The sequence below is a fragment of the Streptomyces sp. NBC_00285 genome (assembly GCF_036174265.1).
GTDB lineage: Bacteria > Actinomycetota > Actinomycetes > Streptomycetales > Streptomycetaceae > Streptomyces.
In genome coordinates, this window is the sequence record NZ_CP108055.1 from 5,569,593 (window position 1) to 5,592,783 (window position 23,191).

A 23,191-nucleotide genomic window follows, 5' to 3' on the forward strand; every position below is an offset into this window, starting at 1 on the left:
GGTTAGGTAGACTCAATTTATGTAGATTCTATCTACCTAACCTCGGATCTCGCCCGCCTTATGCGGCGGGCGTGCCGCCGAAGCGCTCCTTGTAGTTCTCCAGGTCCTCGTCCGTGAGCTTGGCGAAGAGGACCGGGGGGACCGTGAAGGGGGTGCCGGCGGGGACGCCGGTGAGAGCGCGGGCCTCGTCGGCCGTGACCCAGGCCGCCGTGTCGTCGGTCAGTGCGAACGCCTCGCGCATGATCTTCGCCGTCGACGGGATGAAGGGCTCCGAGACCACCGCGTACAGGTGGATCAGGTTCATCGCGGTGCGGAGGGTCAGGGCGGCGGCGGGCTGGTCCGTCTTGATCTCCAGCCAGGGGGCCTTCTCCTCCAGGTAGGAGTTGCCGGCCGACCACAGGGCGCGCAGGGCAGCCGCGGCCTTGCGGAACTGGAGCGCCTCCATCTGGGACTCGTACTCGGCGAGCAGGCGGGTGATCTCCTCGCCCAGCTTCGTCTCCGCCTCGCCCGCCTCGCCGCCCGCGGGGACCTCGTCGCCGAAGCGCTTCTTCGAGAAGGACAGGACCCGGTTGACGAAGTTGCCGAGGGTGTCGGCGAGGTCCTTGTTCACCGTCGCCGTGAAGTGCTCCCAGGTGAAGGACGAGTCGTCCGACTCGGGGGCGTTGGCGATGAGGAAGTAGCGCCAGTAGTCGGCCGGGAGGATGTCCAGGGCCTGGTCGGTGAAGACGCCCCGCTTCTGGGACGTGGAGAACTTCCCGCCGTAGTACGTCAGCCAGTTGAAGGCCTTGACGTAGTCGACCTTCTTCCACGGCTCGCGGACACCGAGCTCGGTCGCCGGGAACATCACCGTGTGGAACGGGACGTTGTCCTTCGCCATGAACTCCGTGTAGCGGACGGGGTTCTCGCCCAGGTCCGACTCGTACCACCAGGACTTCCAGTCCCGGTTCTCCGGGTCGAGGTCCGACCACTCCTTCGTCGCGCCGATGTACTCGATCGGGGCGTCGAACCAGACGTAGAAGACCTTGCCCTCCGCCGCCAGCTCCGGCCACGTGTCCGAGGGGACCGGGACGCCCCAGTCCAGGTCACGGGTGATCGCACGGTCGTGCAGGCCCTCGGTCAGCCACTTGCGGGCGATGGAGGAGGCCAGCTGCGGCCAGTCGTCCTCGTGCCGGGAGACCCACTCCTCGACCTCGTGCTGGAGCTTGGACTGGAGGAGGAAGAGGTGCTTGGTCTCGCGGACCTCCAGGTCGGTGGAGCCGGAGATCGCCGAGCGCGGGTCGATCAGATCCGTGGGGTCGAGCACGCGCGTGCAGTTCTCGCACTGGTCGCCGCGGGCCTTGTCGTAGCCGCAGTGGGGGCAGGTGCCCTCGACATAGCGGTCCGGGAGGAAACGGCCGTCGGTGGGGCTGTAGACCTGGCGGATGGCGCGCTCTTCGATGAAGCCGTTCTCGTTGAGGCGGCGCGCGAAGTGCTGGGTGATCTCGACGTTCTGCTCGCTGGAGCTGCGGCCGAAGTAGTCGAAGGCCAGCGCGAAGCCGTCGTAGACCGCCTTCTGCGCGTCGTGCGCCTGCGCGCAGAACTCGGCGACCGGAATGCCCTGCTCCTTGGCCGCCAGTTCGGCGGGGGTGCCGTGCTCGTCCGTCGCGCAGATGTAGAGGACCTCGTGGCCGCGCTGGCGGAGGTAACGGGAGTAGACGTCCGCCGGGAGCATGGACCCCACCATGTTGCCCAGGTGCTTGATCCCGTTGATGTACGGAAGGGCGCTGGTGATGAGGTGTCGAGCCATCGGGGGCTGCTCCCAGGTCGCTGCGTGCGGTGACGGATGGTGATTCGGCTGCTTGGCCGAGCCGTCGTACGAACTCTGAAATCGTAGTCGACCGGGACGATCGCGAGGACCTGTAATATATCTTCGGACTGGCTCGCGTATATATAAGGGGGTCCCTCATGTCGAAGCTGCTCATCGAGGTCGACGACGAGGCTCTGGCGGAAGCCCAGCTCCTGCTCGGCACGAAGACCAAGAAGGACACCGTCAACACCGCGCTGCTGGAAGTCGCCAAGCGGCGCAGCCGGGCCATAGCGCTGGCCAAGCTCCGTGAGAGGGGGGCGCGCGGCGACTTCGACATCCTCCTGGACAAGAGGAACTACCGCCGGTGAGCGACATCTCGTATCTGGTCGACACCTCGGCCGCGGTGCGCCTCCTCAGCAGCGACGCGTACGACGAACAGTGGGGGCAGGTGCTCGACAACGGGCTGGCCGCGCTCTGTGATCTGACCGAATTGGAGCTCCTGTTCTCCGCACGCGGACGAGCGGACCGCGAAGGCATTCAGCAGGAGCTGCGGCAACTGTTCAGCTGGGCCCTCATGCCCGACGGCATCTATCAGCGCGCCCGCGAGGTTCAGCAGCTTCTCACCGACGACGGGGAGCACCGCTCGGCCGGACCGGTCGACCTGCTCCTCGCCGCCACGGCCGAGCTGTCCGGGCTGACGCTCCTCCACCACGACCGGGACTTCGAGACGGTCGCCGGGCGGACGGGGCAGTCGACGGCCTGGCTGGCCGAGCCCGACTCCTGAGCTCCGGCCGGTCAGGACGCCCTACGCGCCCGGCTTCTCCTCCAGGCGTGGGAAGAGCACCGCGCCCTTCGTGACGTTCGCGCCGGGGCGGAGCCGGCCCCGAGCGGGAGACGGAGAGTCCTGGAGGCCTTGGCGTATCGCCGCGCTGACGGTGCCAGCGGGTGAGTACGTCGCCTGCGGCGGTCAGGCCGCCATGGGCGGAACCGTAGTGGTGGGACGGGAACGGGGCCCGGCGATCAACCGGGCCCCGTCTTGTGGTGCTGTATCTGTCAGGGGCGCCAGTTCGCCAGGATGCCCTCGTAGATCTCCGTGTCGGTGAGTTCCTTCGGGGTCTCGCCGGCGAGGAAGTGGGACGTGTTCGCGAGCTTGAGCTTGCGGAGGTAGTCGAAGGCCTTGTTCTCCGGGTCGCCGAAGGCCACGAAGGAGAAGAAGACGGTCGGGTGGGTCTTCGCCGCCTCGGTGAGGGCCTGGGTGGCGGGGGTCTTCGCGTCCGGGGCGCCGTCCGTCTGGAAGACGACCAGGGCGGGGGTGTCCGGGGACTCCTTGGTGTGGTGCGCGAGGACCTCTTCGACGGCCGCGTGGTAGCTGGTACGGCCCATGCGGCCGAGGCCTGCGTGGAGTTCGTCGATCTTGTTCTCGTGGTCGGCGAGGGTGAGCTCACCGGTGCCGTCGAGTTCGGTCGAGAAGAACACGACCTGGACCTTGGACCCGGGGTCCAGGTGCGCGGCGAGGGCGAGGGTCTGCTCACCGAGGGCCTGGGCGGAACCGTCCTTGTAGTACGGGCGCATGCTCGCGGAACGGTCCAGGACCAGGTAGGTGGTGGCGGTGGTGCCGGTGAGCTTGTGGGCGGTGAGAGTGGTGGCAGCGGCGTCGTAGGCGGTGCGGAGGGTGGCGGGTACGGCCTTTCCGTTCCCACCGGCATCGCCCGTGAGGGGCTCGCTCTCGTCCGCGGGTGTCCCCTGCGGGGCGTCCTCGCCGTCTGCTGCCGCGAGCACGTTGTCCGCTGCGGTGGGGGCGGGGGCCGAGGGCTCGGATGCGGTGGCCGGTTCCGGCTCCACCTCCGGCTCGGGGTCTACGGCGGTCTCGGGCTCCGGCTCCGCCTCGGGAGCGGTCTCGGCGACCGGTTCCGCCTCGGCTTGCGGCTCGGGGGTGGCCTCAGCGACCGGCTCGGGAGCGGGGGTCGGCTCGGGCTCCGGCTCGACGGTTGCTTCCGGCTTGGGAGGAGCCTCGGTCACCGCTTCCGGCTCGGGCGCCTGCTCGGACTCGACCGTAAGCTCCGGCTCGGGCGCGTGCTCCGGTTCCGCCTCAGGCGCGGCCTCTGCGACCGGCTCGGGCGCCTGCTCCGGTTCCGCCTCCGGAGCGGCCTCTGCGACCGGCGTCGGCTCTTCAGCCACCGGCTCCTCTACGGCCGCCTCAGCCACGGGCTCATCCGCGGCCGGCTTATCGGCCACCGGTGCTTCGGCAGCGGCCTCCTCGGCGGCCGCTTCCGCCGCCGCCGGCTCCGCCGCGGGTGCCTCGGGTGTTGCCGTCGGCTCCGTTGCGGTCGGTGTCTCTGTCGAGGACGTCTGCTTCGGGACCGCCACGTTGTCGAAGGCGGCCGAGACCAGATCGTGTTCGGAATCGGTGGAAATGGAAGTGGACGGCTTGGCGGAGCGCGGCTCGGGGACCGTGGTCTTCGCAGGAGCCGGTGCCGGAGTCGGCTCCGGGGCCGTGGCTGTGGGCGGAGTCGGCTCGGCCGCCGGGGACGGGAGCTTCGGTTCCGTCTCCTGCGAAGGAGTCGTCTCCGCACCCTCTGCCTCGGTGGCAGCGCCCTTGCTCGATCGGCCGCCGAACGCGTTCCGCAGGAGAGTGAGAATGCCCATGTGCGCAACCCTTCGCATGAGTTGAAGCCCGTCAATCCCTGGCCAGGACGGACACGTAAGGTTAGCGGCCCTGGATCGCGATCTTGGTCAGGGGCAGGTGGCAGGGGGCTCGGCGTCAAGACCTAGTTCCGGACATCACCCCCGTACACCCCGAACTCGCACCGGAATCCGTACGTCCACGACGGGTTCACCGCAGTTCAGGCCCCCGTCCTCAGGGAGACGCGGTGATCGCCCGTGCGGTCGCCACCTCTTGCCGTAGCGGCTCCAGAACGCTGCCCGCAGGGCCGGTGAGGTCCGTGCGGACGGCATAGAGGGTCTCCGCCTTCCGCAAGCCGTCGGCCAGCTCCCGGAGCTGAAGGGCGACCTGGTCCACCTCGGGCGGTGACGGCGGTGCGGCCCCGTGCCGTACCCGCACCCTCGCCGCTGTCGTCGCGTCCACGATGCGTTCCACCGCCACGACCAACGGCCACCAGGCAGCCGCCCGTCGTCCCGTGGGCGGCGGTTCGGTCAGGGCTCGCTGGAACTCCGTGCGGACGGTGGACAGGTCGCGGTAGAGGCGGCGGCGTGCGCGGGCGCGGGCCGCCGGTTCGACGGAGGGCCCGAACGCGGACTCCACATAGGCCGCCGTGTCCGCCACCGCGTCCGCCAGGCGGTCGCCCACGCGGGTGTGCCAGCTCTCCGGCCACAGCAGATAACCGGCGACCAGGGCGATGCCACAGCCCATCAGGGAGTCCAGCAGCCGGGGCATGAGCAGGGCCGTGCCCTGGTGGTTCAGGACGTCCGACAGCAGGAGGATCACCGGAGTGATCGCCGCCGTCTGGTAGCCGTAGCCCCGCGGGGTGAGCGCCGGGATCAGCGGGGCCAGCAGGAGCATCACCGGTACGTCCCACCAGCCGCGCGCCACCTGTGAGAGGACCGCCGCCGCGACCACCAGCCCGGCGACCGTGCCCAGTGCCCGAAGCAGCGCCCGGGAGAACACCGAGCCGAAGTCCGGCTTGAGGACGAAGGTGATGGTCAGCGCCACCCAGTAGGAGCGGGGGACGGGGATGATCGAGACCAGTGCCTGGGCCAGTCCGATGCACAGGGCCAGACGCAGGCCGTAGCGCCAGGACCCCGCCGACAGGGCCACGTTGCGGGCGGCGCGGGCGGCTCGTACGCCGAGTGCGGCCGGGCGGCCCAGGCGGTCGTCGATGCCGTGGGGGTCCACATCCGGTACGGCGACGACCTCGGCGGCGTGCCGCAGCGCGTGGTCGACGGCCCGCGCGGTCTCCGTCAGGGGAACCGGGAGGCTCAGGTCCGTCGGGCCCGGCCGGCCCGTCTCCACCGTCCTGGCGAGCCCGCGGACCGCTTCCGGGATCTCCGGGGCCAGCGCCGTGCCGGACAGGCGGACCGCGGGGGCCGCCTCCACGACCGGGGTGATCGCGTTCAACTGGGCGAGCAGCCTGGTCAGTTCGGGGCTGCGGCCGTGGTGGCGGGCGCGTCGGGCGAGGACGAGGTCGTACGACTGGTTCAGGGACTGGGTGACGGCGTGCCGTGCCTCGTCGTAGCGCGAGTGCCCGCAGGCCTCCATCAGGTCGGCCACCGTCCGGTAGGTGCGCGCGACAGCCGCCCGTTCCGGCACTCCGGACCTGAGCGGCCACGCCAGCAACGCAAGCAGCAGGACCAGCAGGCCGCTGCCCGTCATCAGCAGCGGGGCCAGCCACCAGTCGCCCGGCATCGGCAGGCCCGCGCCCACCACGGAGTTCAGCAGGAGCAGCAGGCCTGAGACCGAGGCGACCGCGCCGATCGTCGAGATCATCCCGGAGACCAGGGCGACGCAGGTGACGGCGATGACCGCGAGCCAACCGTGGCCGTACACCAGCGAGCCGAGGGTCACGCCGATCGCGCCGAACAGCTGGGGGATCGCGATGTTGAGGATCCGCATGCGGTAGGCGTCGGCGGTGTCGCCGATGACGCCGGACAGGGCGCCCATGGAGGCGAGGGCGCCGTACGCGGGCTGGTCGACGGAGAGTCCGATCGCCAGCGGGAGGGTCATCGCGAGGGCGGCGCGGGCCACGGCGGGCCGGTTGACGGGTGCCTGCTGGGACTGGAGGTTCCGGACCAGCCAGTCGGGCGGGGTGAGGCCGATGCGGGACATGGGCCCATTATCGGCGCCCGGGTCATCCGCTCCCGTGCAGCGTGACGTCGACGAGGAGGGCGCGGTGGTCGGTGTCGGCCAGGTCCAGGAAGTGGGCGTCGCTCGCCGAGAAGTCCGCCGACACCAGTACGTGGTCGATCTGCGCGCCGATCGCCGGGGCCGTGCGGGCGGGCCAGGTCGGTGTGCGGTCGGAGCCGGCGAGGCGGGCCGCGTCGCGCAGGCCGGTGTCGAGGATCGCGCGGAAGGCCGCGTGGTCCTGGGAGGCGTTGAAGTCGCCGGCCAGGACGGTGGGCGCCTTGTCCACGGCAGCCGCGAAGTGCCGGAGTCGCCCCAACTCGCTCCGCCATAGGTCCAGTTGGCCGGGCAGCGGGGGCATCGGGTGAGCGAGCTGCAGCCGTACGGTGTGCCCGCGCACATCGGCGACGGCACCGGGCATGCCCATGGTGCTGCCCGGGATCCCGGCGGTGGGCTTCAGCGGGAAGCGGCTGAGGACGACGGACCCCGTCGAGCCGCTCCCCTCCACGGACCGCCGGTACGGATAGCCCGCGGACAGGGATCCGCGCAGGGTCGCCGAGCAGCCGTACTCGCACTCCTCCACGAACACGACGTCCGGTTTCTCGCGGCGCACGGCGGTGACGAGGGCGTCGGTGGCCCGTCCGAACTCGACGTTCGAGGTGAGGACGCGGAAGGAGGCGAGCGCCCGGCCGTCCGGTTCGCGGCCCGTTCCGTACGGCGCGATGCACCATGCCAGCAGTCCGAGGACCACGGCCGCCCAGAGCGTCCCGGGCCACCACCGGGTGAGGAGTGCGAGGGCCAGGCCCAGCGCGGCGGGCGCCAGCAGCCACGGGAGGAAGGCGAGGAGCTGGGGGACGGGGGTGATGCCGTCCGTGTCGGCCAGCCGGCATCCGACGACCGTGCTCACGGCGGCGAAGAGCAGGGCTGCGGTCCAGATGCCGAGGCGCCGTCGGGTCACCGTCCCGAGCCTACGAGCGGGCGTCGGCCTTCGCCAGGAACTCCCCGAGGACCGTGTTGAACTCTGCCGGCCGTTCCAGGTTCGGCAGGTGCGCAGCCCCCTCGAACACGTGCAGTTCCGACTCCGGGAGCGCCGCGTGCATGGCCTCCGCGTCGGAGACCGGCGTGTAGGTGTCGTCGGCTCCCACGGCCACCAGCGCCGGAACCGTGACGCGGGTCAGCAGGTCGCGGTAGTCGGGGCGGGCGGCCCGGGCGCGCAGGGCCGCCGCGGCGGACTCGGGGCGGGTGGCCGTCATCATGCGGTGGACGTGCGCCTTGACCTCGGGGGAGGCGTACGGCGCGACCATCTTCTCCAGCACCTCGTCGGCGTACCCGCGCATGCCCTCGTGCAGCAGCCGGTCCGCCATGGCGTGCCGGGACCGCACGCCCTCGGGGGTCTCCACCGCCGGGAACGTGTCGGCGAGGACCAGGCCCCGGATCCGGCCGGGGAAGCGCCCGTAGCAGTCCATGGCGATCTGGCCGCCCATGGACAGGCCCGCCAGTACGCACTGCGCGACGCCGAGTTCGTCCAGCAGCGCCTCGATGTCCCGGGCGAACTGCCCGAACTCCGTGACGGGGGAGGTGAGCGGTGTGCTTCCGTAGCCGCGCAGGTCGGGGGCGATCACCTGGCGGGAGGCGGCGAACGCCTCGATCTGCGGGTGCCACATCGTGTGGTCGAAGGGGTGGCCGTGGACCAGGACCAGTGGGATCGCCGTCATGACGCCGACCCTAGGTCGGCCCGGCTTCTCGGGGCAATAAGATCTTTGCCCTCGGTGCAATCACAGGGGGTCCCGTGCACGACTACCGGCGCATCGCCGACCGCATAGCCGCCGACATCACCGCCGGCCGGCTCCGCCCCGGCGAACGCCTGCCCCCGCAGCGGAAGTTCGCCCGCCGGCACGGGATCGCCGTGTCGACGGCGGAGCGGGCCTACGGCGAACTCGTGCGGCGGGGACTGGTCGTCGGCGAGGTCGGACGCGGCACCTTCGTCCGCACGGCGCCACCCGTACGGCCCGGCAGGGGGCTCATCGAGGATGCGGGGGCGGCCGTCAACCTGGAGCTCAACTACCCGTCCGTGGAAGGCCAGTCCGAGCTTCTCGCCGCCGCGCTCGCGCCCCTGCTGCGCCCCGACGTGCTGACGGAGGCCCTACGCCCGGCCGCCGCCACCGGCACGCCGGCCGCACGCGAGGCCACAGCCGCACTGCTCACCACCCCCGGCTGGCGCCCCGGCGTGGACACGATCCTCTTCACCGGCAACGCCCGCCAGGCCGTCGCCGCCGCCCTCGCCTCCCTGGTCCGGCCGGGCGGCCGGGTCGGGGTCGAGGAGCTGACGTATCCCGTGGTCAGGGAGATCGCGCACCGGCTCGGCGTCACGCTGGTGCCGCTGGCCACGGACGAGGACGGACTGCGCCCGGACGCGGTCGTGGCCGCCCACCGCGCGGCTCCCCTGTCGGCGCTCTATGTCCAGCCGACCCTGCACAATCCGACCTCGGTGACGACGAGCCCCGAGCGCAGGCGTCAACTCGCCCACACCGTGAGCGACTTGGACCTGCCCGTCGTGGAGGACCGCATCTGGTCGTTCCTCGCGGAGACCGACGACCCGCTCGCGGCCCACGCCCCCGCGCTCACCCATGTCGTCGACGGCCTCTCCAAGCGGGTCGCGCCCGGCCTCACCGTCGGCTTCCTCGTCGTACCGGCGTCACGCGTGCAGGCGGTGGCGGACGCGGTCCGTTCCGGCGGGTGGGGGGCGGGCCGGTTCGCGCTGGAGGCGGCGACGGGGTGGATGGCCGACGGGAGTGTGGCGCGTCTTGTCGGGGCGAAGCGGGCCGACGCGGCGCGCAGACAGCGGGTGCTGGCGAAGTGCCTGGACGGGTTCGCCGTACGGTCCGATCCGCGCGCCTACTACGCCTGGTGGGAGCTCCCGGCCCCCTGGCGGGCGGAGACCTTCACGGCCGCCGCTGCGGCGCTCGGCATCGCGGTCTCGCCGGGCCCGTCCTTCGCCGTCGGCCCGGGCCGCACCCCGGACGCGGTACGGCTCGGGCTGGCGTCGGCTCCCCTGGCGGACCTGGAGCGGGCGCTGCGCACGCTTGCCGAGGTCGCCTCGCGAGGCGCGGGTCAGCCCAGCGGGCCGTCGTAGCCGGCCGTCGTAGTCGGGCAGCTTGTACGTCGCGTCGGCGTGACCGGGCGTGAGGTCGGTGGTGTTGTCGAACAGGTCAGCCCAGGCTGGTCGGGCCCGCCGTGGGCCGGGTGGCGGCCGGGAGATCATTCGATGACGTCACGGCCATGTTCAGGTCGATGACCTGCGGGTCGGCCCCGGGCCCCCGCCCCCGCACCCGGACGTACCGGCTGAGCCACGCCCCGAGGGCGACGGTCAGACCCACGGCCACCAGCAGCCACGAGGCCTGGCGCAGCGTGACCGTCAGGGCGTCGTAGATCGCGCCCGCCGCCGGGCGGTGCACCGGGTCGGGCAGGTCGGTGAGGGTGAGATGGCGGCCCACGGCGACGGCGAGGCCGAGCAGCGCGCCGCCGAGCGCCGTGCCGAGGGCGGTCGCGGTGAGGGCGCGGCGGCGGCAGGCGGCGACCGCGATACCGGCGAGGGCGAGGACGGCGGCCGTGACGGGCAGCCAGAAACCGGCGACTTCGAGCACGTCGTAGCCCTTCCGCAGGCGGTCGAGTTCGGCGGCCGGAAGTACGGCGACCGTGGTGTGAGGCAGGTCCAACGGCACCTCGGCGTAAGGCAGTTGCTGCTCCACCTCGGCGAGGTCGACACGCACCTCGCGGCGGCTGTCGTCGTGCAGCGCGGTCAGTACGGCGTCGTGGACGGCCCGGTTGCCCGCGTCCCACGCGGTGCGGAAGGCCGGGGTGCGCTCGAAGTCGTGCACGAAGGGCCGCAGCGGCTCGCCGACCTCGCCCTCCACGGCGTCCCGTACGGCCGGGTCGGCGGCGAGGGGCGCCATCGCGGTGACGTACCGGCCCGTGTCGGCGAGGCCGTACACCACCCAGGCCGCCAGCGCACCGAAGGGCACCAGGAGACAGGCCAGGGCGATCAGTACGGCCGACAGGGCCGTCCTCAGTCGGGTGGACACCCCTCCAGGCAAGGCCGCCCGGGGCCGGGGCGCGAGCGGCGCGCGTACATCCGGGCGCACGCCGTCCGCCGAACGGGTGATGACCCCGCCGGGCCGTTGCCGGGCCCTTGCCGGAACCGGCTCCTCCGTTCTCCGGTGGAGGGTTCACCCGAACGGGTGTCTCATGGATCTGGGGAAGAAGGAGGCCGATCATGCGCACCACTACGGCCCTGCGGACCCTGGCCGTGGCCATGTCCACCGGCGCGACGCTCGCCGTCACCGCGGTGGGCACGTTCGCTGCGGCAGCCCCGCCCACCTACGCCGACGGCCACGGTGGCCACGGTGGCGGCGGTCCGATCTGGGGCACCATCGTGTCCCGCACCGCGCTCAACGTGCGGGCCGAGCCCACCACCCACTCCGTCGTCGTCGACCGGCTCTCACCGGGCAGTCAGGACCGCGTCGAGTGCATGGTCCGCGGGCAGAGCGTCAACGGCAACCCGTACTGGTACTGGTTCACCGGCGCCCAGGGCTGGGTCAGCGCCGACTTCGTCGACACCGGCGGACGTCCCGTGCCGGCCTGTGCCGACCCGTGCCCGCAGTGGAAGAACGACAACTGGAGCAACGCCGACTGGAACGACCCGAGCTGGAACTCCGGTTCCGACTCCTGGGCAGCCTCCGGCTCCGTCTCCTGGAGCGTTTCCGGCTCCTGGAGCTGGAGCGCGGCCGGATCCTCGTCGGACGTCTGGGACTGGATCCCGGGCGTCCGGTGAGCGGAGGGATGAGGGATGAGGGAACGCGCGGACCCCGGCGGGCAGTCGGCCGGGGTCCACGTGTGTGCGCCGGGGTTCTCGCGGATCGGTCCTAGCGGATCCGGTTGCCCTCGCCGTCCTCGTGTGTGTAGTAGCGGTAGAAGAACACGAGGAACACTCCCGCCGTGACCGCGAGCCCCAGGGCAGTCGACCGCAGCACGCTCTCCCCGCTCTGGCTGTACAGGAACCCGACGGCCGCACCGGCGAACGCCGACTTGACCCCCGAGTGCAGCTCCCGCTTCAGCAGCGGAGCGAACGTGGCCACCGCGAGGCACAGCACGACGAACGCCAGCGCGGTCACGAAGCCGAACAGGATGTTCCAGCCGGTGATCGGCCCGCCGTCACGGCGGTTCGCCGCGGCCCAGTAGCCGTAGACGAGACCCAGCACGACGGGGACGCCGTAGCGGGCCGCCAGGTGGATCCTCGGGCTGAACACGTCGGGTGTGCGGGCCGGCCCGGTCAACGCGCCGACAGGTGCCGCATGAGCCATGAGAGCACTCCTCTCTCTCCGCCCCCGACTACCAGAGCACACCTGGGCGCAGGCGCTGGCAAGTCGAATGACGGAGCACGTCCGACGAGCGGGCAGGAAAGGGACGTTTGCGGTCCCTGTAACTCCCCTTCGCAGCCGGAGCGGTTACCGTGCTGCGGTAAGTGATCGACGGGGGATGGGGAGGGACCGATGCCCGGGACCGTGCTGCTGCTCGCCGCCTCACCGGTGGGCAAGAGCTGTCTGGTGGACGCGGCGTCCGTCCTTCCCGTGCTCGCGGCCGTACCGCCCGCCGTGCTCTCCGGCACCGACACGGCCAACGTCGTCGAACTCGCCGACCCCCTGGAACCGCAGGCCGTCCTCACCCGGCTGCGCGCCGTCGCGGCGACCCCGGGGCCGCTCACCGTCTTCGTCGCCGGCCAGCTCGTCCTGGACCGCCGCCAGCACCTGCCCCACCTCGCGCTGGCCCGCACCACGCCGGCCACCGTCCGCTACACCGCGCTGCCCTGGCAGTGGATCCGCGAGGAGTTCCGGCTGCGGGCGCCGGGGACCACGACGCTCTTCCTCGACCTGCACGCCGACGCGGACGCCTGGGGATGGCTGCGGACACACACGCTCGACTCGGGGCGCAACAACGCGGTGCTCGGGCGGATCGCACCGCCGCCGTCGCGGCGTACGGTGGCGGCGCCGATGTACATGAGGACGCTCGCGACGATTCTGCGCAGCGGGTGGCGTCCGCCGGTCGAGCAGTTGCATCAGCAGGCGTTCGGGCGGCTGGGGCCGGACGCGTACGGGGACGTCGTGCTGTCGGTGCTGCCGGCTCCGGTGGCCGCCCCCGGGGGCTTCGCCTCCAGAGCGCCGTACCGGCCCGAACGGCCCCGCCCCCAGGCGCCGGCGGGGCCCGTGGTTCCGGCCAAGCCCGCCCAGCCGCCCCAGGTGGACCCCCACACCTACATCACCGCCGCCGTCCAGGCAGGCCGGCACCAGGACGCCGAAGCCGTCGCCGCCGCGCACGAGGAAGCCGCCGCACGCGCCCAGGGCCCCGCCTCCGAGCAGGCCCTGCACTGGTCCGAGGTCCGGGCGGATCTCGCGATGTTCGCGCGGGACTCGGCGCGCAGCTGCCGGATCTGGCTGACGGTGGCCGAGACCCGGCTGACCGCGGGGCAGGAGCCGGACTCGCCGACCGTGGAGAAGGCCGTCGACCGGGCCCACCACCAGTGGGGCCAGGTCCGTGACAAGACCCGGGCCCAGGAACTCGGCGCCCTGCTCGCGCAGTTGCGCGCCCGCGTCCCCGGCCGCCGCCCCGGCGCACTGGAGAACGTGCGCAGGCAGCTGCGGGAGTTGCAGGCGACGCCGTTCTAACCGAGCATCGCCAGCGCGCCCGAGACGAGGGTGCGCACCCCCGGGGCGAGTGTCGACAGGTCGGGGGCGAACTGCGGGCTGTGGTTGCTGGGGACGGCGTCGAACTTCTCCATCAGGTCCGCGCCCGGCGCGGCCTCCCAGACGTCGGCCGGGGTGGAGGTCACGAACCAGTAGGAGTAAGGGATTTCGCCGACCGCGAGCAGGGAGAAGTCCTCGCTGGCCATCGCCGGGCCGGAGTCGAAGACGGTGCCGGTGCCGAAGACCTCGCGGTGCACGGCGGCGACCCGGTGGTCGGTCTCCGGGTCGTTGACGGTGAGCGGGAACGTGCCGCCCGTCGTCACCTCAGGCTCGCGCGGGCAGCCCGCCGCAAGGCACTCCCCCTCGGCGATCCGGCGGATCGCGGCGAGCATCCGGCCTCGGACCGCCTCCGACTGGGTGCGCAGGTTCAGGGAGATGCGCGCGGTGGCGGGGATGATGTTCGCCGCCGTGCCCGCCTCGATGCGGCCCACGGTCAGGACGGCAGGATCGCTGGGCCTGATCTCCCGGCTGACGACCGTCTGGAGGCGCGTGACGATGTAGGCGGCCGTGACGACCGGGTCGACCGTCGTCTCGGGGCGCGAGCCGTGGCCGCCCCGGCCGTGCACCACGATCTCGACGTCCGTCGTCGCCGACATGATCAGTCCCGGCACGTGCGCGTACAGGCCCGCCGGGCCCGGTGTCACATGCTGGCCGAGCAGCACGTCCGGGCGGGGGAAACGGTCGTAGAGCCCGTCCGCGACCATCGCGGCGGCCCCGCCGCCGGCCTCCTCGGCGGGCTGGCCGACCAGGAGCAGCGTCCCGGACCAGGTGTCCCGTCCGTCCGCGAGCGCCTTCGCCGCGCCCGCCAGCCAGGTCACGTGCAGGTCGTGCCCGCAGGCGTGCATGACCCCGGGCGTCCCGGACGCGTACGGCAGTCCGGTCTGTTCCTGGACCGGCAGGGCGTCCATGTCGGCGCGGAGCAGGACCGTGGGTCCGTCGCCGTTGCGCAGGAGGCCCGCGACGCCGGTGCCGCCGATGCCCTCCGCGGTGTCGAAGCCGGCCGCCTTCAGGCGCTCCGCGAGCCGGGCGGCGGTGCGATGTTCCTGGAACGACAGTTCGGGGTGGCGGTGCAGGTCCCGGTAGAAGTCCTCCAGGGCGGGGACCGGGAGGTCCGCGGTGAGATCCAGGGCGGTGCGGGCGGCGGCAGAGGTCATGGACGTCAGCGTGTCACCCGTGCGGGTGTCTTCACCATGCCGGGAGCGGTGTCACGGGCACGGAGGGCGGCCGCCGACGCGAAGGGGGAGTGCGTCGGCGGCCGCGTCCGGGAGGTCCCGTGTCAGAACGCGGGGACCGCGGAAGGCCGGGCCTTGTTGATGTTGCTGAGGAAGTTCTTCCCGATCTGGAAGTTGGCGTGGCCCCAGTCGGTGTTGTTCAGCTTGCCCTGCAGGGTGCTGTTCAGCCCGCTGAAGTCGACCAGCGCGGGGGTGTCCCAGGAGCCGTTGCCCCAGGCCTCCGGGGTCTCGCCCCACTTGGCGAAGCGGAACGCGTGGGTGCTCGCACCGTCCTTGTGGTAGACGATCTCGACGTGGTTGCCGTTCATCGGCACCTCGCTGATCGGGTGGGTGCTGTAGCCGCCGTGCCGGGACGCGGCGAGGTAGCTGGGCTTCTCGTCGCCCTGCTTCTGGAAGACCACGGCGGACTCCCAGTCGTGGCGGTGGCCGAAGGCGTCGGCGCCGTTGAGAGTCTGGTCCTTCTCGAAGTACAGCGTGTACGCGTACGCGCACCAGCCGTTCCTGCACAGCGACTGCGCGTACGTGTTGGCCTTGCCGAGGTGATCGGAGCGGCAGCCACCGGTGATCGACCCACTGTTCTTGAGACCGCCGTTGACGTTGCCGTTCGCATCGACGGCCGCCGCCGGGAAGCAGCTGTCCGAGTCGTAGTCGAAGTACGGCATGTACTTGTTCTGGAACGTGCTGCCGGTCCACGGGAGCGGGTTCAGGACGCCGGCGTTCGCGCTGCCGGTGAGGCCGACGGTGAGGGCGGCGACGCTGCCGGCGACGAGAGCGGCCCGGCCGAGACGGGACTTTCGGGTGCCCTTGAGTGCCTTGAACATGCGAGGTTTTCTCCAGTCACAAGCTGTGCCGGGGGGAATCCGGCGTGTGGGGTGCGGTGCGGAGCCGAGTGTGGTCCGGTGGGGCGTTGAACGGCACCCCGCTTCGTCAGATCAATCAATTCCGCCGCCGCCGACCTGGGGAAACGCGGACGCTGCGGAAAACCGACCATGTGCGGACACTTCCGCTCCACTTGCAGGAAACCCCCCTGCTTCCCGGCCTCTCGTAGGTTCATGGCGCCCGATGTCGCTTTCGCCGGGTGTGTCGGGTGTACGGAGGTGTGAGCGCATGGGGCGTCCCGAGAGGCCGCTGGACCCGGGGACCGGTCCCGTCCAGCGGCTCGCGTACGAGTTGCGCGACCTGCGGAAGGCGGCGGGCGGTCCGTCGTACCGGGCGATGGCGCAGGGGGCGGGATTCTCGGCGACGACCCTGTCCCAGGCCGCCGCCGGCGAACGGCTGCCCTCGCTCGCCGTGGTCGAGGGGTACGTGCGCGCCTGCGGGGGCGACCCGAGCCAGTGGACGCCGCGCTGGAAGGAGGCGGAGGCGGAACTCGCCGGTGCCCCGTCCGGGCAGGCCACGCGGGGACCGGCGCCCTATCGCGGCCTCGCCCGGTTCGAACCGGATCACCGGCACCTCTTCTTCGGCCGGGACCGGATGGTCGCCGAGGTCGCCGAACTGGTCTGCGACCACCGGTTCGCCGCGCTGTCCGGCCCCTCCGGCAGCGGCAAGTCGTCCCTGCTGCGGGCCGGTCTGATCCCCCGGCTCCGGCAGGAGATCGCCGAGCGCGGCCACCCCGCGGTGCTGCGGGTCCTCACACCGGGTCCGACCCCCGCCACCAGCCACGGCCACCTCCTCGCCCCGGCCAGGGGGGAGCCGGAGAGCTGGGTGGTGGTGGACCAGTTCGAGGAGGTCTTCACCCTGTGCCGCGATCCCCGGGAGCGCGCCCGCTTCGTCGACCTGCTGCTCACTGCCCGCGACCCGGCGAGCCGGTTGCGCGTCCTGGTCGCCGTACGGGCCGACTTCCACGACCGCTGCGCCGAGCACCGCGGCCTCGCGGACGTCCTGCGCGGTGCCGGACTGCCGCTCGGCCCGATGACGGCCCGGGAACTGCGGGAGGCGGTGGTGGGACCGGCCCAGGCGGTTGGGTGTCTCGTCGAACGGACGCTGACCGACCGCCTGGTGGACGAGATCCAGGGGGAGCCCGGCGGCCTGCCGATGCTCGCGCACGTCCTCCTGGAGACCTGGCGCCGCCGCAGGGGCCGCATGCTCACCCTCGCCGCGTACGAGTCCGCCGGCGGGGTGCGCGGCGCGATCGCGGCCAGTGCCGAGGAGATCTACGGCGCTCTGACACCGGCCCAGGCCCGCACCGCCCGCCATCTGCTGCTGCGGATGGTCGTCCCCGGCGGCCAGGGCACCCCCGACACCCGCCGCCCGCTCGGCTGGGCCGAACTGGCCCAGTGGGCGGACCCGGACGTGCCGGCCGTCGTGGAGCGGCTGACCCGCGCCCGGCTGGTGACTGCGGGCGAGGACGGCGTCCAGCTCGCCCACGAGGCGCTCATCACCTGCTGGCCCCGGCTGCAGGGCTGGCTGGAGGAGGACCGCGAACGGCTGCGCCGGCACCGGACGCTCGCGGACGCGGCCCGCACCTGGCTGGACCACGACCGGTGCCCCGATGTCCTGTACCGGGGCACCGGGCTGTCCCGCGCCGAGGAGCTGTTCCCGGACCACCGGACCGATCCCGCGCTGACCGTGACCGAGCGGGCCTTCCTCGCCGCCGCCGTCCGTGCCCGCGAGACCGAACGCCGGGCCGCCGTCCGGGCCGGCCACAGACACCGCGTCCTGACGGCGTCCCTGTCTGCTCTGTCGGCCCTGCTGGCCGCCGCCCTGCTGTCGGAGTTCGCGGGCTGCTGCGAGCACGAGGACGACCGGCGCCCGTGCACCCGGAACGCGGCAGGCCGGGTCGCCGACCTCGCCGGGCCGACCCGGGCGCAGTGGCGGCCGTATCTGCCGCAGGTGCCGTACCGGCGCGGGTGCCGTTAACCCGTTCGGCCCAGTTCAGCGCGGCCCCGCGCGGGTGCCGCTGCTATCCACGAGGGAGGGGGAAGGCACCCACCGAAGGAAGGCCGGTATGGCCAGCACCCTTTCCATCGACTTCACGCAGGGCCTCAACGACGCCTGGTCGAAAGTCGCCCAGTTCGTGCCGAAACTCGTCGCGTTCCTGATCATCCTGGCGATCGGCTGGTTCGTCTCCAAGCTGATCGCCCGCGTCCTGGACCGCGTCCTGCGCAAGGTCGGCTCCGAACGCCTCTCCGAACGCGCGGGCACCGCCAGGATGCTGCGGGACTCCGCGTACGACATGACGGGCATCGTCTGCCGGATCGTCTACTACGCGCTGATGCTGATCACCCTGCAGCTCGCGCTCGGCGTCTTCGGCTCGAACCCCGTCTCCACGATGATCAACTCCATCGTCGCCTGGCTGCCGCGGGCCATCGTGGCCGTGGTGCTGGTCGTGGTCGCGATGGCCATCGCCAACGCGGTCCGGGGCATCGTCGCGGGCGCCCTGTCGTCCGTCTCCTACGGCCGTACGGTCGCCACCGTGATGTGGGCCTGCATTGTCGCGCTGGGCGTCATCGCAGCCCTCGGCCAGGCGGGCATCGCACGGGACGTCACCCGGCCGCTGCTGTACGCGGCGCTCGCCACGGTCGCGGGCATCCTGGTCGTCGGTGTCGGCGGCGGCATGATCCAGCCGATGCGGCAGCGCTGGGAGCGGGCCCTGACCACGGTGGAGACCGAGTCCATGCGGGCCCGGGGCAGCATGGCCTCCTACCAGGCGGGCCGCGAGGACGCTCTGCGGAACCAGCCGGTCCAGGAGCGCACGGACCTGCCGGGCCGCGGCACGGACATGCGGGGGCAGGGCGGGATGCCGGGCGGCGGCACCGACATGCGGGACCCCGACGGCATGTGATCCGGGGCGCGGCACTCCGGCCGGACTTGGGGGAACCTTTACCCGGGCCCGGCCGTTGCCGGGGTGAGATCACTCAACGAGTACCGAGGTGACGTCGATGGCACTGTTCGACCGGCTCAAGGACCAGGCCAAGAACCTGCAGCAGCAGGTCCAGGGCGGCCGCGGCACGACCGGTGGCCAGGGCGGCGCTGCGTCTCACGGTTCCCCGTACGGAGCGACGCCCGCCGCCGGATCGCACGGCAGCGCTTCGCAGGGCAGCGGTTCGCGTGGCGGTTCGCGCGCCCAGCTCGTCGGGGTGCTCAAGACACAGCTGGGTTCCCTCAAGACCGAGCTGAAGAGCGGCGCGTACCGGGACGCCAGCATGGCGATGTGCGCGCTGGTCGCCGCCGCGGACGGCCAGGTGGACGGGTCCGAGATCCAGCAGATGGAGTCGCTGATCCTCGGCAACGAGGTGCTGCAGAACTTCCCGCCGGAGCAGCTGCGCACACGCTTCCACAAGCATGTGGACCAGCTCACCCGCAACTTCCCGCAGGGCAAGGCCGAGGCACTCCAGGACATCGCCAAGGCAGCCAAGAAGCCCACCGAGGCGCGTGCGGTGATCCAGACGGGCATCGTCATCGCCGGCGCCGACGGCCACTTCTCCCAGGCGGAGCAGTCGGTCCTGCGCGAGGCTTGCGCGACCCTGGGCCTGTCGCCCGCGGAGTTCCAGCTCTGAGGAGCTCCCGTCAGCCGAGCAGGTCGTGCCGCGTCACCAGCCAGCTGATGGCGGTGAGGCGGCACACCGCGTAGTCGTGCCCCACGGGCTCGCGCCAGTCGATCTCGCCGAGCGCGTCGAGGAAGCCGAGGGCGTAGTCGGCGAGGTCCTCGCGGTGCGGCGGCCGGGGGATCAGCCCGGGGTGGTTGGCTGCGAGCCGCTCCCGCAGCTCGGCCACATGCTGGTCCACGGCGGCCACGAAGGCGGGCTCGAACGCGAACTCCGCGAACCGCGGCGCGAACGAGCTGCTGATGCTGGCCAGGGGGGACATTCCTCCACCGTAGAGGCGGTTCGCGCGGTGGAGGAGACCTGCTGGGGATGGTTTCCGTCACAGGGAACGGGCCTGTGCGGGACCGTTCCGGGGGCGGGTCTTGAAGGCCGGGTCCGGGGGCTGGTCCCTGAGGTCGGGTCCGTGGGTCGGTTACCGGGCCTGGGCCTGTGGGTCGGTTCCCGGGGGCGGGGTCGGGGTCAGTCCGTGGTGTTCTCGGGTGTCCGGTGCGGCTGGGCCACCTGCCCGGTGTGATGTGGCGCGGATGCCTTCGCGGGGCCCGCGTTCGCCGCGAGGATCAGCGTGGCCACCGTCACGACCGCGGCAGCGAAACCCCTGGTGTAACGCGCGGTGGTGCTGGTGCGTTCGAGCACGGCGACCTCGCAGCGGTGACGGTGAGCAGCCATGGCGGTGGCAGCGTATTAAGCACGGTTAATACGCCGTTTAACCTAGGGGTTGCGCGAGCCGAACGGCAAGAGGCGCTGGGGGAGTTGGCGATGTCGGAGCGGGACGACCCGGGTGTCATCGGGCGACGGGTGCAGCAGCTCAGAGTCGAACGCGGGCTGACCCAGAAACAGTTGGCCGAGCCCGCCTACACACCCGCGTACATCTCCACCCTGGAGGCCGGCCGGGTGCGGCCCTCCGACGACGCGCTCCGGCATCTTGCCGACCGGCTCGGCGTCGGGTTCGAGGAGCTGGCGACCGGCCGCCCGGCCCGCCTCGTCACCGATCTGCGCCTGCGGCTCACCGAGGCCCAGCGCACCCTCGCCACCGGAGAGGCCGAGGAGTCCGCCGCGCAGTACAGCAGCCTCCTCGCCGAGGCCGACGCGCTCGACCTCGCCGACGTACGGGCCGCCGCCCTGCTGGGGCTCGGGGAGTGCGCCGTGGAGACGGGCGAACTCGGCGCCGCGCTGCGGTACTTCGAGCGGTCCGAACAGGCACTCGGCGACGACGTACCGCTGCCCGCCCGGGCCCCCGCCCTGCGCGGGCGCGCCGTGACCCACTACCTCACCGGTGAACTCCGCTACTCCGTCTACCTGTTGGAATCGACCATCGACGAACTCAACCGCGGTGGACTGCACGACCCCGACGCCCTGCTCCTCCTCTATGCGAGCGTCATCGGCCCCTACATGGACATGGGCGCCCACGCCCGTGCCGCCCAGGCCGCTGAACTCGCCCTCGCGCTCGCCCCGCGCTCCGGCGACCCCGCCCTCGTCGCCCGGATGCACCGGTCCGTCGCCCGCACCCTGCTCGCCGAGGGCCGGGTCGCCGAGGCCGACGCCTCCCTCGCCAAGGCCGCCGAGCTCTACCGAAAGCTGCAGCTCCGCACCGAACTGGCCAACTGCCACTGGATGCGCGGCTACGTCTACGCCCAGAACGGCGAACTGGAGCGCGCCGAGACCGAGTTGAGGCAGGCCCTCACCATGCTCTCCGCCAAGCGGGCCGCCCTCTACTCCAGCCAGGTCGCCGTCGAACTGGCCGACGTCCTGCACCGGCGCGGCAGGTCCGACGAGGCCGCCGCCCTCCTGCACGACGTGCTCAGCGACTTCAGCCCCGAACGCGGCGCCCTGCACTCCGCCGCCGCCCACCGCCTCCTCGGGATCATCGCCGAGGACGCCCGCGACACCGAGGCCGCCGAGGAGCACTACGTCCGCGCCCTGAGCCTCCTGGAGCGGGCCGGCGCCGCCGGTGACCTGGCCGACCTGTGCAGGCTGCTCGGCGATCTGCTCCGCCGTACGGGACGGGTGGAGGCGGCACTCGACGCGTACCGGACGGGCCTCGGGCACCGTACGGCCCCCGGCACCACCACCCTGGGACCCGCACCCGCACAGCCGCCTCTGTGACGATTCCGGGCCTGCGCACAGGTATGTCCGGTTAGCCTGCGCGGGACACCGGAGGGCGGGGCGGGGCACGTGCAGAACCAGAGGACGGCGGTGGCCGACGGGCTGAGGCTCGTCGCGTTCGGTCTGCGGGTCCTCGTCCATGTCGTCCTCGGCGGGGCCGCGCTGCTCGCCGTCGTCACGGTCGCCTCGGTCCTCGGGCCGATGCTCGCCCTCGACCTCTACACCCCGCCCGTCGCCGCCTGGTGGACCGTCTTCACGGCGATCGCGGTGCAGGGTGTGCCCTTCCTCCTGCTCGGTACGGTCGTCTCCGCGGCGATCGGCGCGTTCGTCCCGGAGCGGGTCCTCACCCGGCTCCTGCCGCGCAACCAGGCCCTCGCGGTGCCGTTGGCGGGCGCGGCGGGAGTCGTCCTGCCGGGCTGCGAGTGCGCGTCCGTGCCGGTGGCCGGGAGCCTGATGCGGCGCGGGGTCGCGCCGCCCGCCGCGCTCGCCTTCCTGCTCTCCGCGCCCGCGATCAATCCCGTGGTGCTGGTCGCGACCTCCATCGCCTTTCCCGGCCAGCCCAGGATGGTGCTGGGACGGCTGCTCGCCTCCCTCGCCGTGGCCGTGGTGATGGGCTGGCTGTGGGCCCGGTTCGGCCGGGAGGAGTGGCTGCGGCTGCCGAAACGGTCGACCGGGACGTCCGCCCGCGGCCTGCGCGCCTTCGGCGCCGGGCTCCAGCACGACTTCCTGCACGCGGGCGGCTTCCTGGTGCTCGGCGCGGCGGCCGCGGCCACCTTCAACCTCGTCGTGCCGCGCTCGATCCTCGACCTCTTCACCGGCTCGGCCTGGCTGTCGGTCCTGCTGCTGGCTGTCCTCGCGGTCGTGCTGTGCGTGTGCAGCGAGGCCGACGCGTTCGTGGCGGCGTCCCTGAGCGGCTTCTCGCCGACCGCGCGGCTGGCGTTCATGGTGGTGGGGCCGATGGTCGACCTGAAGCTGTTCGCCCTCCAGGCGGGGACCTTCGGGCGGGCCTTCGCCGTCCGGTTCTCGGCCGTGACCTGGGTGACCGCCGTGGCCGGCAGTTCGCTCGTCGGGTGGTGGCTGCTGTGAGGCGGTACGGCCCCTGTCTGCTCCTCGTCCTCGTCGGAGCGGCAGTACTGCGCATCTCGCTCCTCAGCGACCTGTATCTGCGGTACGTACAGGGGGCGTTGCGGCCGTACCTCGTGATGTCCGGGGTGCTGCTGGTGCTGTTGGGGACCGCTATGGCGGCGGTACGGCGAACGGGCCGCGAATTCCCCGAGGACGAGCACGAGCACGAGGAGGGACACGACGAACAGCACGAACACGGTCACAGCGCCGCCGGCCCCCGCATCGCCTGGCTGCTCACCCTGCCCGCCCTCGCGCTGCTCCTCTTCCCGCCGCCCGCGCTCGGCTCCTACAGCGCCGGGCGGGAGGCGGCGCAGCGGGCGGCCCAGGGCGTCGGGACCTTCCCGGCGCTGCCCGCCGGGGACCCCGTCGAGCTCACCGTCGGGGAGTTCGGCTCGCGGGCGGTCTACGACAGCGGGCGTTCACTGAAGGGCCGTACGGTCCGGATGACCGGGTTCGTGACCCACGGCGACGGCGGCACCTGGTACGTCACCCGGCTGGTCGTCACCTGCTGCGCCGCCGACGCCACCACCGCCGAGGCCGAGATACGGGGCGCCGTGGACGGGGCCCCGCCGGTCGACACCTGGGTCACCGTCACCGGCACCTGGCACCCCGAGGGGAAGCTCGGCACCGACGCCGCCTGGCCGCCGGTCGTGGACGCGATCGCCGTACGGCAGGTGAAGGAGCCGGCGGATCCCTACGAGAAGCGCTGAGGTGGTGCCGGGGCGGCCGCCGTGCCGGTGGCCGACGACCGCCCCGGCGAGGACGCGCCGCTCCCTTGGCGCGTTCTCCTGGAAGGTCCCCGT

Annotated in this window: 22 protein-coding genes; 11 read left to right on the forward strand and 11 right to left on the reverse strand. The window is 72.4% G+C overall.

The features are described from left to right. Nucleotides 1-58: 58 nt before the first annotated feature. Complete coding sequence (gene metG, locus OHT57_RS25610; protein ID WP_328748834.1) at nucleotides 59-1,786, reverse strand: methionine--tRNA ligase; 1,728 nt, start codon at nucleotides 1,784-1,786, stop codon at nucleotides 59-61. A gap of 158 nt (nucleotides 1,787-1,944) precedes the next feature. Between metG and OHT57_RS25615 the strand changes: the two genes are divergently transcribed. Both OHT57_RS25615 and OHT57_RS25620 read left to right on the forward strand, forming a co-directional pair. Beyond that, nucleotides 1,945-2,154, forward strand: coding sequence for a type II toxin-antitoxin system VapB family antitoxin (locus tag OHT57_RS25615; protein WP_086751292.1), 210 nt, complete (start codon nucleotides 1,945-1,947; stop codon nucleotides 2,152-2,154). Next, nucleotides 2,151-2,570, forward strand: a complete 420-nt coding sequence (locus OHT57_RS25620; RefSeq protein WP_328748835.1) for a PIN domain nuclease — start codon at nucleotides 2,151-2,153, stop codon at nucleotides 2,568-2,570. The genes OHT57_RS25615 and OHT57_RS25620 overlap by 4 nt, the downstream gene beginning before the upstream one ends. Nucleotides 2,571-2,839: 269 nt before the next feature. On the opposite strand, the gene OHT57_RS25625 is transcribed toward OHT57_RS25620, so the two are convergent. From OHT57_RS25625 to OHT57_RS25640, 4 genes are all read right to left on the reverse strand, one after another. After that, nucleotides 2,840-4,432: a VWA domain-containing protein gene (locus OHT57_RS25625; RefSeq protein WP_328748836.1), complete on the reverse strand. Its 1,593-nt coding sequence runs from the start codon at nucleotides 4,430-4,432 to the stop codon at nucleotides 2,840-2,842. A 211-nt stretch (nucleotides 4,433-4,643) separates the two neighbouring features. Then, on the reverse strand, nucleotides 4,644-6,569 hold the full coding sequence (locus OHT57_RS25630; RefSeq protein ID WP_328748837.1) for an FUSC family protein: 1,926 nt from the start codon (nucleotides 6,567-6,569) through the stop codon (nucleotides 4,644-4,646). Between the two features lie 22 nt (nucleotides 6,570-6,591). After that, nucleotides 6,592-7,542 carry an endonuclease/exonuclease/phosphatase family protein gene (locus OHT57_RS25635; protein ID WP_328748838.1) on the reverse strand — a complete coding sequence of 317 codons (951 nt, stop codon included), beginning with the start codon at nucleotides 7,540-7,542 and terminating at the stop codon, nucleotides 6,592-6,594. A 10-nt stretch (nucleotides 7,543-7,552) separates the two neighbouring features. Then, nucleotides 7,553-8,299: an alpha/beta fold hydrolase gene (locus tag OHT57_RS25640; protein ID WP_328748839.1), complete on the reverse strand. Its 747-nt coding sequence runs from the start codon at nucleotides 8,297-8,299 to the stop codon at nucleotides 7,553-7,555. A 74-nt stretch (nucleotides 8,300-8,373) separates the two neighbouring features. On the opposite strand from OHT57_RS25640, the gene OHT57_RS25645 reads away from it, so the two are divergent. After that, nucleotides 8,374-9,717, forward strand: coding sequence for an aminotransferase-like domain-containing protein (locus OHT57_RS25645; protein ID WP_328748840.1), 1,344 nt, complete (start codon nucleotides 8,374-8,376; stop codon nucleotides 9,715-9,717). 76 nt (nucleotides 9,718-9,793) lie between these two features. Here OHT57_RS25645 and OHT57_RS25650 read toward each other — a convergent pair whose 3' ends face one another. After that, nucleotides 9,794-10,666 carry a hypothetical protein gene (locus OHT57_RS25650; RefSeq protein WP_328748841.1) on the reverse strand — a complete coding sequence of 291 codons (873 nt, stop codon included), beginning with the start codon at nucleotides 10,664-10,666 and terminating at the stop codon, nucleotides 9,794-9,796. 191 nt (nucleotides 10,667-10,857) lie between these two features. Here OHT57_RS25650 and OHT57_RS25655 point away from each other — a divergent pair, with 191 nt between their 5' ends. Continuing rightward, nucleotides 10,858-11,415: an SH3 domain-containing protein gene (locus OHT57_RS25655; protein WP_328748842.1), complete on the forward strand. Its 558-nt coding sequence runs from the start codon at nucleotides 10,858-10,860 to the stop codon at nucleotides 11,413-11,415. Nucleotides 11,416-11,506: 91 nt separating this feature from the next. On the opposite strand, the gene OHT57_RS25660 is transcribed toward OHT57_RS25655, so the two are convergent. Next, nucleotides 11,507-11,944, reverse strand: coding sequence for a hypothetical protein (locus OHT57_RS25660; protein WP_328748843.1), 438 nt, complete (start codon nucleotides 11,942-11,944; stop codon nucleotides 11,507-11,509). A 189-nt stretch (nucleotides 11,945-12,133) separates the two neighbouring features. Here OHT57_RS25660 and OHT57_RS25665 point away from each other — a divergent pair, with 189 nt between their 5' ends. Further along, nucleotides 12,134-13,303: a hypothetical protein gene (locus OHT57_RS25665; RefSeq protein WP_328748845.1), complete on the forward strand. Its 1,170-nt coding sequence runs from the start codon at nucleotides 12,134-12,136 to the stop codon at nucleotides 13,301-13,303. On the opposite strand, the gene OHT57_RS25670 is transcribed toward OHT57_RS25665, so the two are convergent. Both OHT57_RS25670 and OHT57_RS25675 read right to left on the reverse strand, forming a co-directional pair. Further along, a complete protein-coding gene (locus OHT57_RS25670) occupies nucleotides 13,300-14,535 on the reverse strand; it encodes an amidohydrolase (RefSeq protein ID WP_328748846.1) in 1,236 nt (411 codons plus the stop codon). The genes OHT57_RS25665 and OHT57_RS25670 overlap by 4 nt on opposite strands. A 122-nt stretch (nucleotides 14,536-14,657) precedes the next feature. Beyond that, the gene (locus OHT57_RS25675) at nucleotides 14,658-15,434 is read right to left on the reverse strand and encodes an NPP1 family protein (RefSeq protein WP_328748847.1); all 777 of its coding nucleotides are present in this window, start codon (nucleotides 15,432-15,434) and stop codon (nucleotides 14,658-14,660) included. A 286-nt stretch (nucleotides 15,435-15,720) separates the two neighbouring features. Here OHT57_RS25675 and OHT57_RS25680 point away from each other — a divergent pair, with 286 nt between their 5' ends. The 3 genes from OHT57_RS25680 (at nucleotide 15,721) to OHT57_RS25690 (ending at nucleotide 19,112) form a co-directional block, all read left to right on the forward strand. Continuing rightward, entirely contained in the window at nucleotides 15,721-17,472 is a 1,752-nt protein-coding gene (locus OHT57_RS25680) for a helix-turn-helix domain-containing protein (protein WP_443053485.1), read from the forward strand. An 88-nt stretch (nucleotides 17,473-17,560) separates the two neighbouring features. After that, nucleotides 17,561-18,397 carry a mechanosensitive ion channel family protein gene (locus tag OHT57_RS25685; protein ID WP_328748849.1) on the forward strand — a complete coding sequence of 279 codons (837 nt, stop codon included), beginning with the start codon at nucleotides 17,561-17,563 and terminating at the stop codon, nucleotides 18,395-18,397. 97 nt (nucleotides 18,398-18,494) lie between these two features. Continuing rightward, nucleotides 18,495-19,112 (forward strand): tellurite resistance TerB family protein, encoded by a 618-nt coding sequence (locus OHT57_RS25690; protein WP_328748850.1) that lies wholly within the window; start codon nucleotides 18,495-18,497, stop codon nucleotides 19,110-19,112. A gap of 10 nt (nucleotides 19,113-19,122) precedes the next feature. On the opposite strand, the gene OHT57_RS25695 is transcribed toward OHT57_RS25690, so the two are convergent. Then, nucleotides 19,123-19,422 (reverse strand): DUF6401 family natural product biosynthesis protein, encoded by a 300-nt coding sequence (locus OHT57_RS25695; RefSeq protein WP_328748851.1) that lies wholly within the window; start codon nucleotides 19,420-19,422, stop codon nucleotides 19,123-19,125. A 197-nt stretch (nucleotides 19,423-19,619) separates the two neighbouring features. Next, nucleotides 19,620-19,826, reverse strand: coding sequence for a hypothetical protein (locus tag OHT57_RS25700; protein WP_328753540.1), 207 nt, complete (start codon nucleotides 19,824-19,826; stop codon nucleotides 19,620-19,622). Nucleotides 19,827-19,916: 90 nt separating this feature from the next. Here OHT57_RS25700 and OHT57_RS25705 point away from each other — a divergent pair, with 90 nt between their 5' ends. The 3 genes from OHT57_RS25705 to OHT57_RS25715 all read left to right on the forward strand — a co-directional run bounded on the left by OHT57_RS25705 (nucleotide 19,917) and on the right by OHT57_RS25715 (nucleotide 23,098). After that, complete coding sequence (locus tag OHT57_RS25705; protein WP_328748852.1) at nucleotides 19,917-21,263, forward strand: helix-turn-helix domain-containing protein; 1,347 nt, start codon at nucleotides 19,917-19,919, stop codon at nucleotides 21,261-21,263. A 69-nt stretch (nucleotides 21,264-21,332) separates the two neighbouring features. Next, nucleotides 21,333-22,349, forward strand: a complete 1,017-nt coding sequence (locus tag OHT57_RS25710) for a permease (RefSeq protein ID WP_328748853.1) — start codon at nucleotides 21,333-21,335, stop codon at nucleotides 22,347-22,349. Then, entirely contained in the window at nucleotides 22,346-23,098 is a 753-nt protein-coding gene (locus OHT57_RS25715) for a TIGR03943 family putative permease subunit (RefSeq protein WP_328753326.1), read from the forward strand. The genes OHT57_RS25710 and OHT57_RS25715 overlap by 4 nt, the downstream gene beginning before the upstream one ends. Nucleotides 23,099-23,191: the final 93 nt, after the last annotated feature.

What these genes read in the sequence shown, in the direction of transcription:
- metG (WP_328748834.1), bottom strand. Translation starts at nt 1,786, where the DNA reads ATGGCTCGACACCTCATCACCAGCGCCCTTCCGTACATCAACGGGATC.
- OHT57_RS25615 (WP_086751292.1), top strand. Translation starts at nt 1,945, where the DNA reads ATGTCGAAGCTGCTCATCGAGGTCGACGACGAGGCTCTGGCGGAAGCC.
- OHT57_RS25625 (WP_328748836.1), bottom strand. Translation starts at nt 4,432, where the DNA reads ATGGGCATTCTCACTCTCCTGCGGAACGCGTTCGGCGGCCGATCGAGC.
- OHT57_RS25630 (WP_328748837.1), bottom strand. Translation starts at nt 6,569, where the DNA reads ATGTCCCGCATCGGCCTCACCCCGCCCGACTGGCTGGTCCGGAACCTC.
- OHT57_RS25640 (WP_328748839.1), bottom strand. Translation starts at nt 8,299, where the DNA reads ATGACGGCGATCCCACTGGTCCTGGTCCACGGCCACCCCTTCGACCAC.
- OHT57_RS25655 (WP_328748842.1), top strand. Translation starts at nt 10,858, where the DNA reads ATGCGCACCACTACGGCCCTGCGGACCCTGGCCGTGGCCATGTCCACC.
- OHT57_RS25660 (WP_328748843.1), bottom strand. Translation starts at nt 11,944, where the DNA reads ATGGCTCATGCGGCACCTGTCGGCGCGTTGACCGGGCCGGCCCGCACA.
- OHT57_RS25665 (WP_328748845.1), top strand. Translation starts at nt 12,134, where the DNA reads ATGCCCGGGACCGTGCTGCTGCTCGCCGCCTCACCGGTGGGCAAGAGC.
- OHT57_RS25670 (WP_328748846.1), bottom strand. Translation starts at nt 14,535, where the DNA reads ATGACCTCTGCCGCCGCCCGCACCGCCCTGGATCTCACCGCGGACCTC.
- OHT57_RS25675 (WP_328748847.1), bottom strand. Translation starts at nt 15,434, where the DNA reads ATGTTCAAGGCACTCAAGGGCACCCGAAAGTCCCGTCTCGGCCGGGCC.
- OHT57_RS25680 (WP_443053485.1), top strand. Translation starts at nt 15,721, where the DNA reads ATGGGGCGTCCCGAGAGGCCGCTGGACCCGGGGACCGGTCCCGTCCAG.
- OHT57_RS25685 (WP_328748849.1), top strand. Translation starts at nt 17,561, where the DNA reads ATGGCCAGCACCCTTTCCATCGACTTCACGCAGGGCCTCAACGACGCC.
- OHT57_RS25690 (WP_328748850.1), top strand. Translation starts at nt 18,495, where the DNA reads ATGGCACTGTTCGACCGGCTCAAGGACCAGGCCAAGAACCTGCAGCAG.
- OHT57_RS25695 (WP_328748851.1), bottom strand. Translation starts at nt 19,422, where the DNA reads ATGTCCCCCCTGGCCAGCATCAGCAGCTCGTTCGCGCCGCGGTTCGCG.
- OHT57_RS25700 (WP_328753540.1), bottom strand. Translation starts at nt 19,826, where the DNA reads ATGGCTGCTCACCGTCACCGCTGCGAGGTCGCCGTGCTCGAACGCACC.
- OHT57_RS25705 (WP_328748852.1), top strand. Translation starts at nt 19,917, where the DNA reads ATGTCGGAGCGGGACGACCCGGGTGTCATCGGGCGACGGGTGCAGCAG.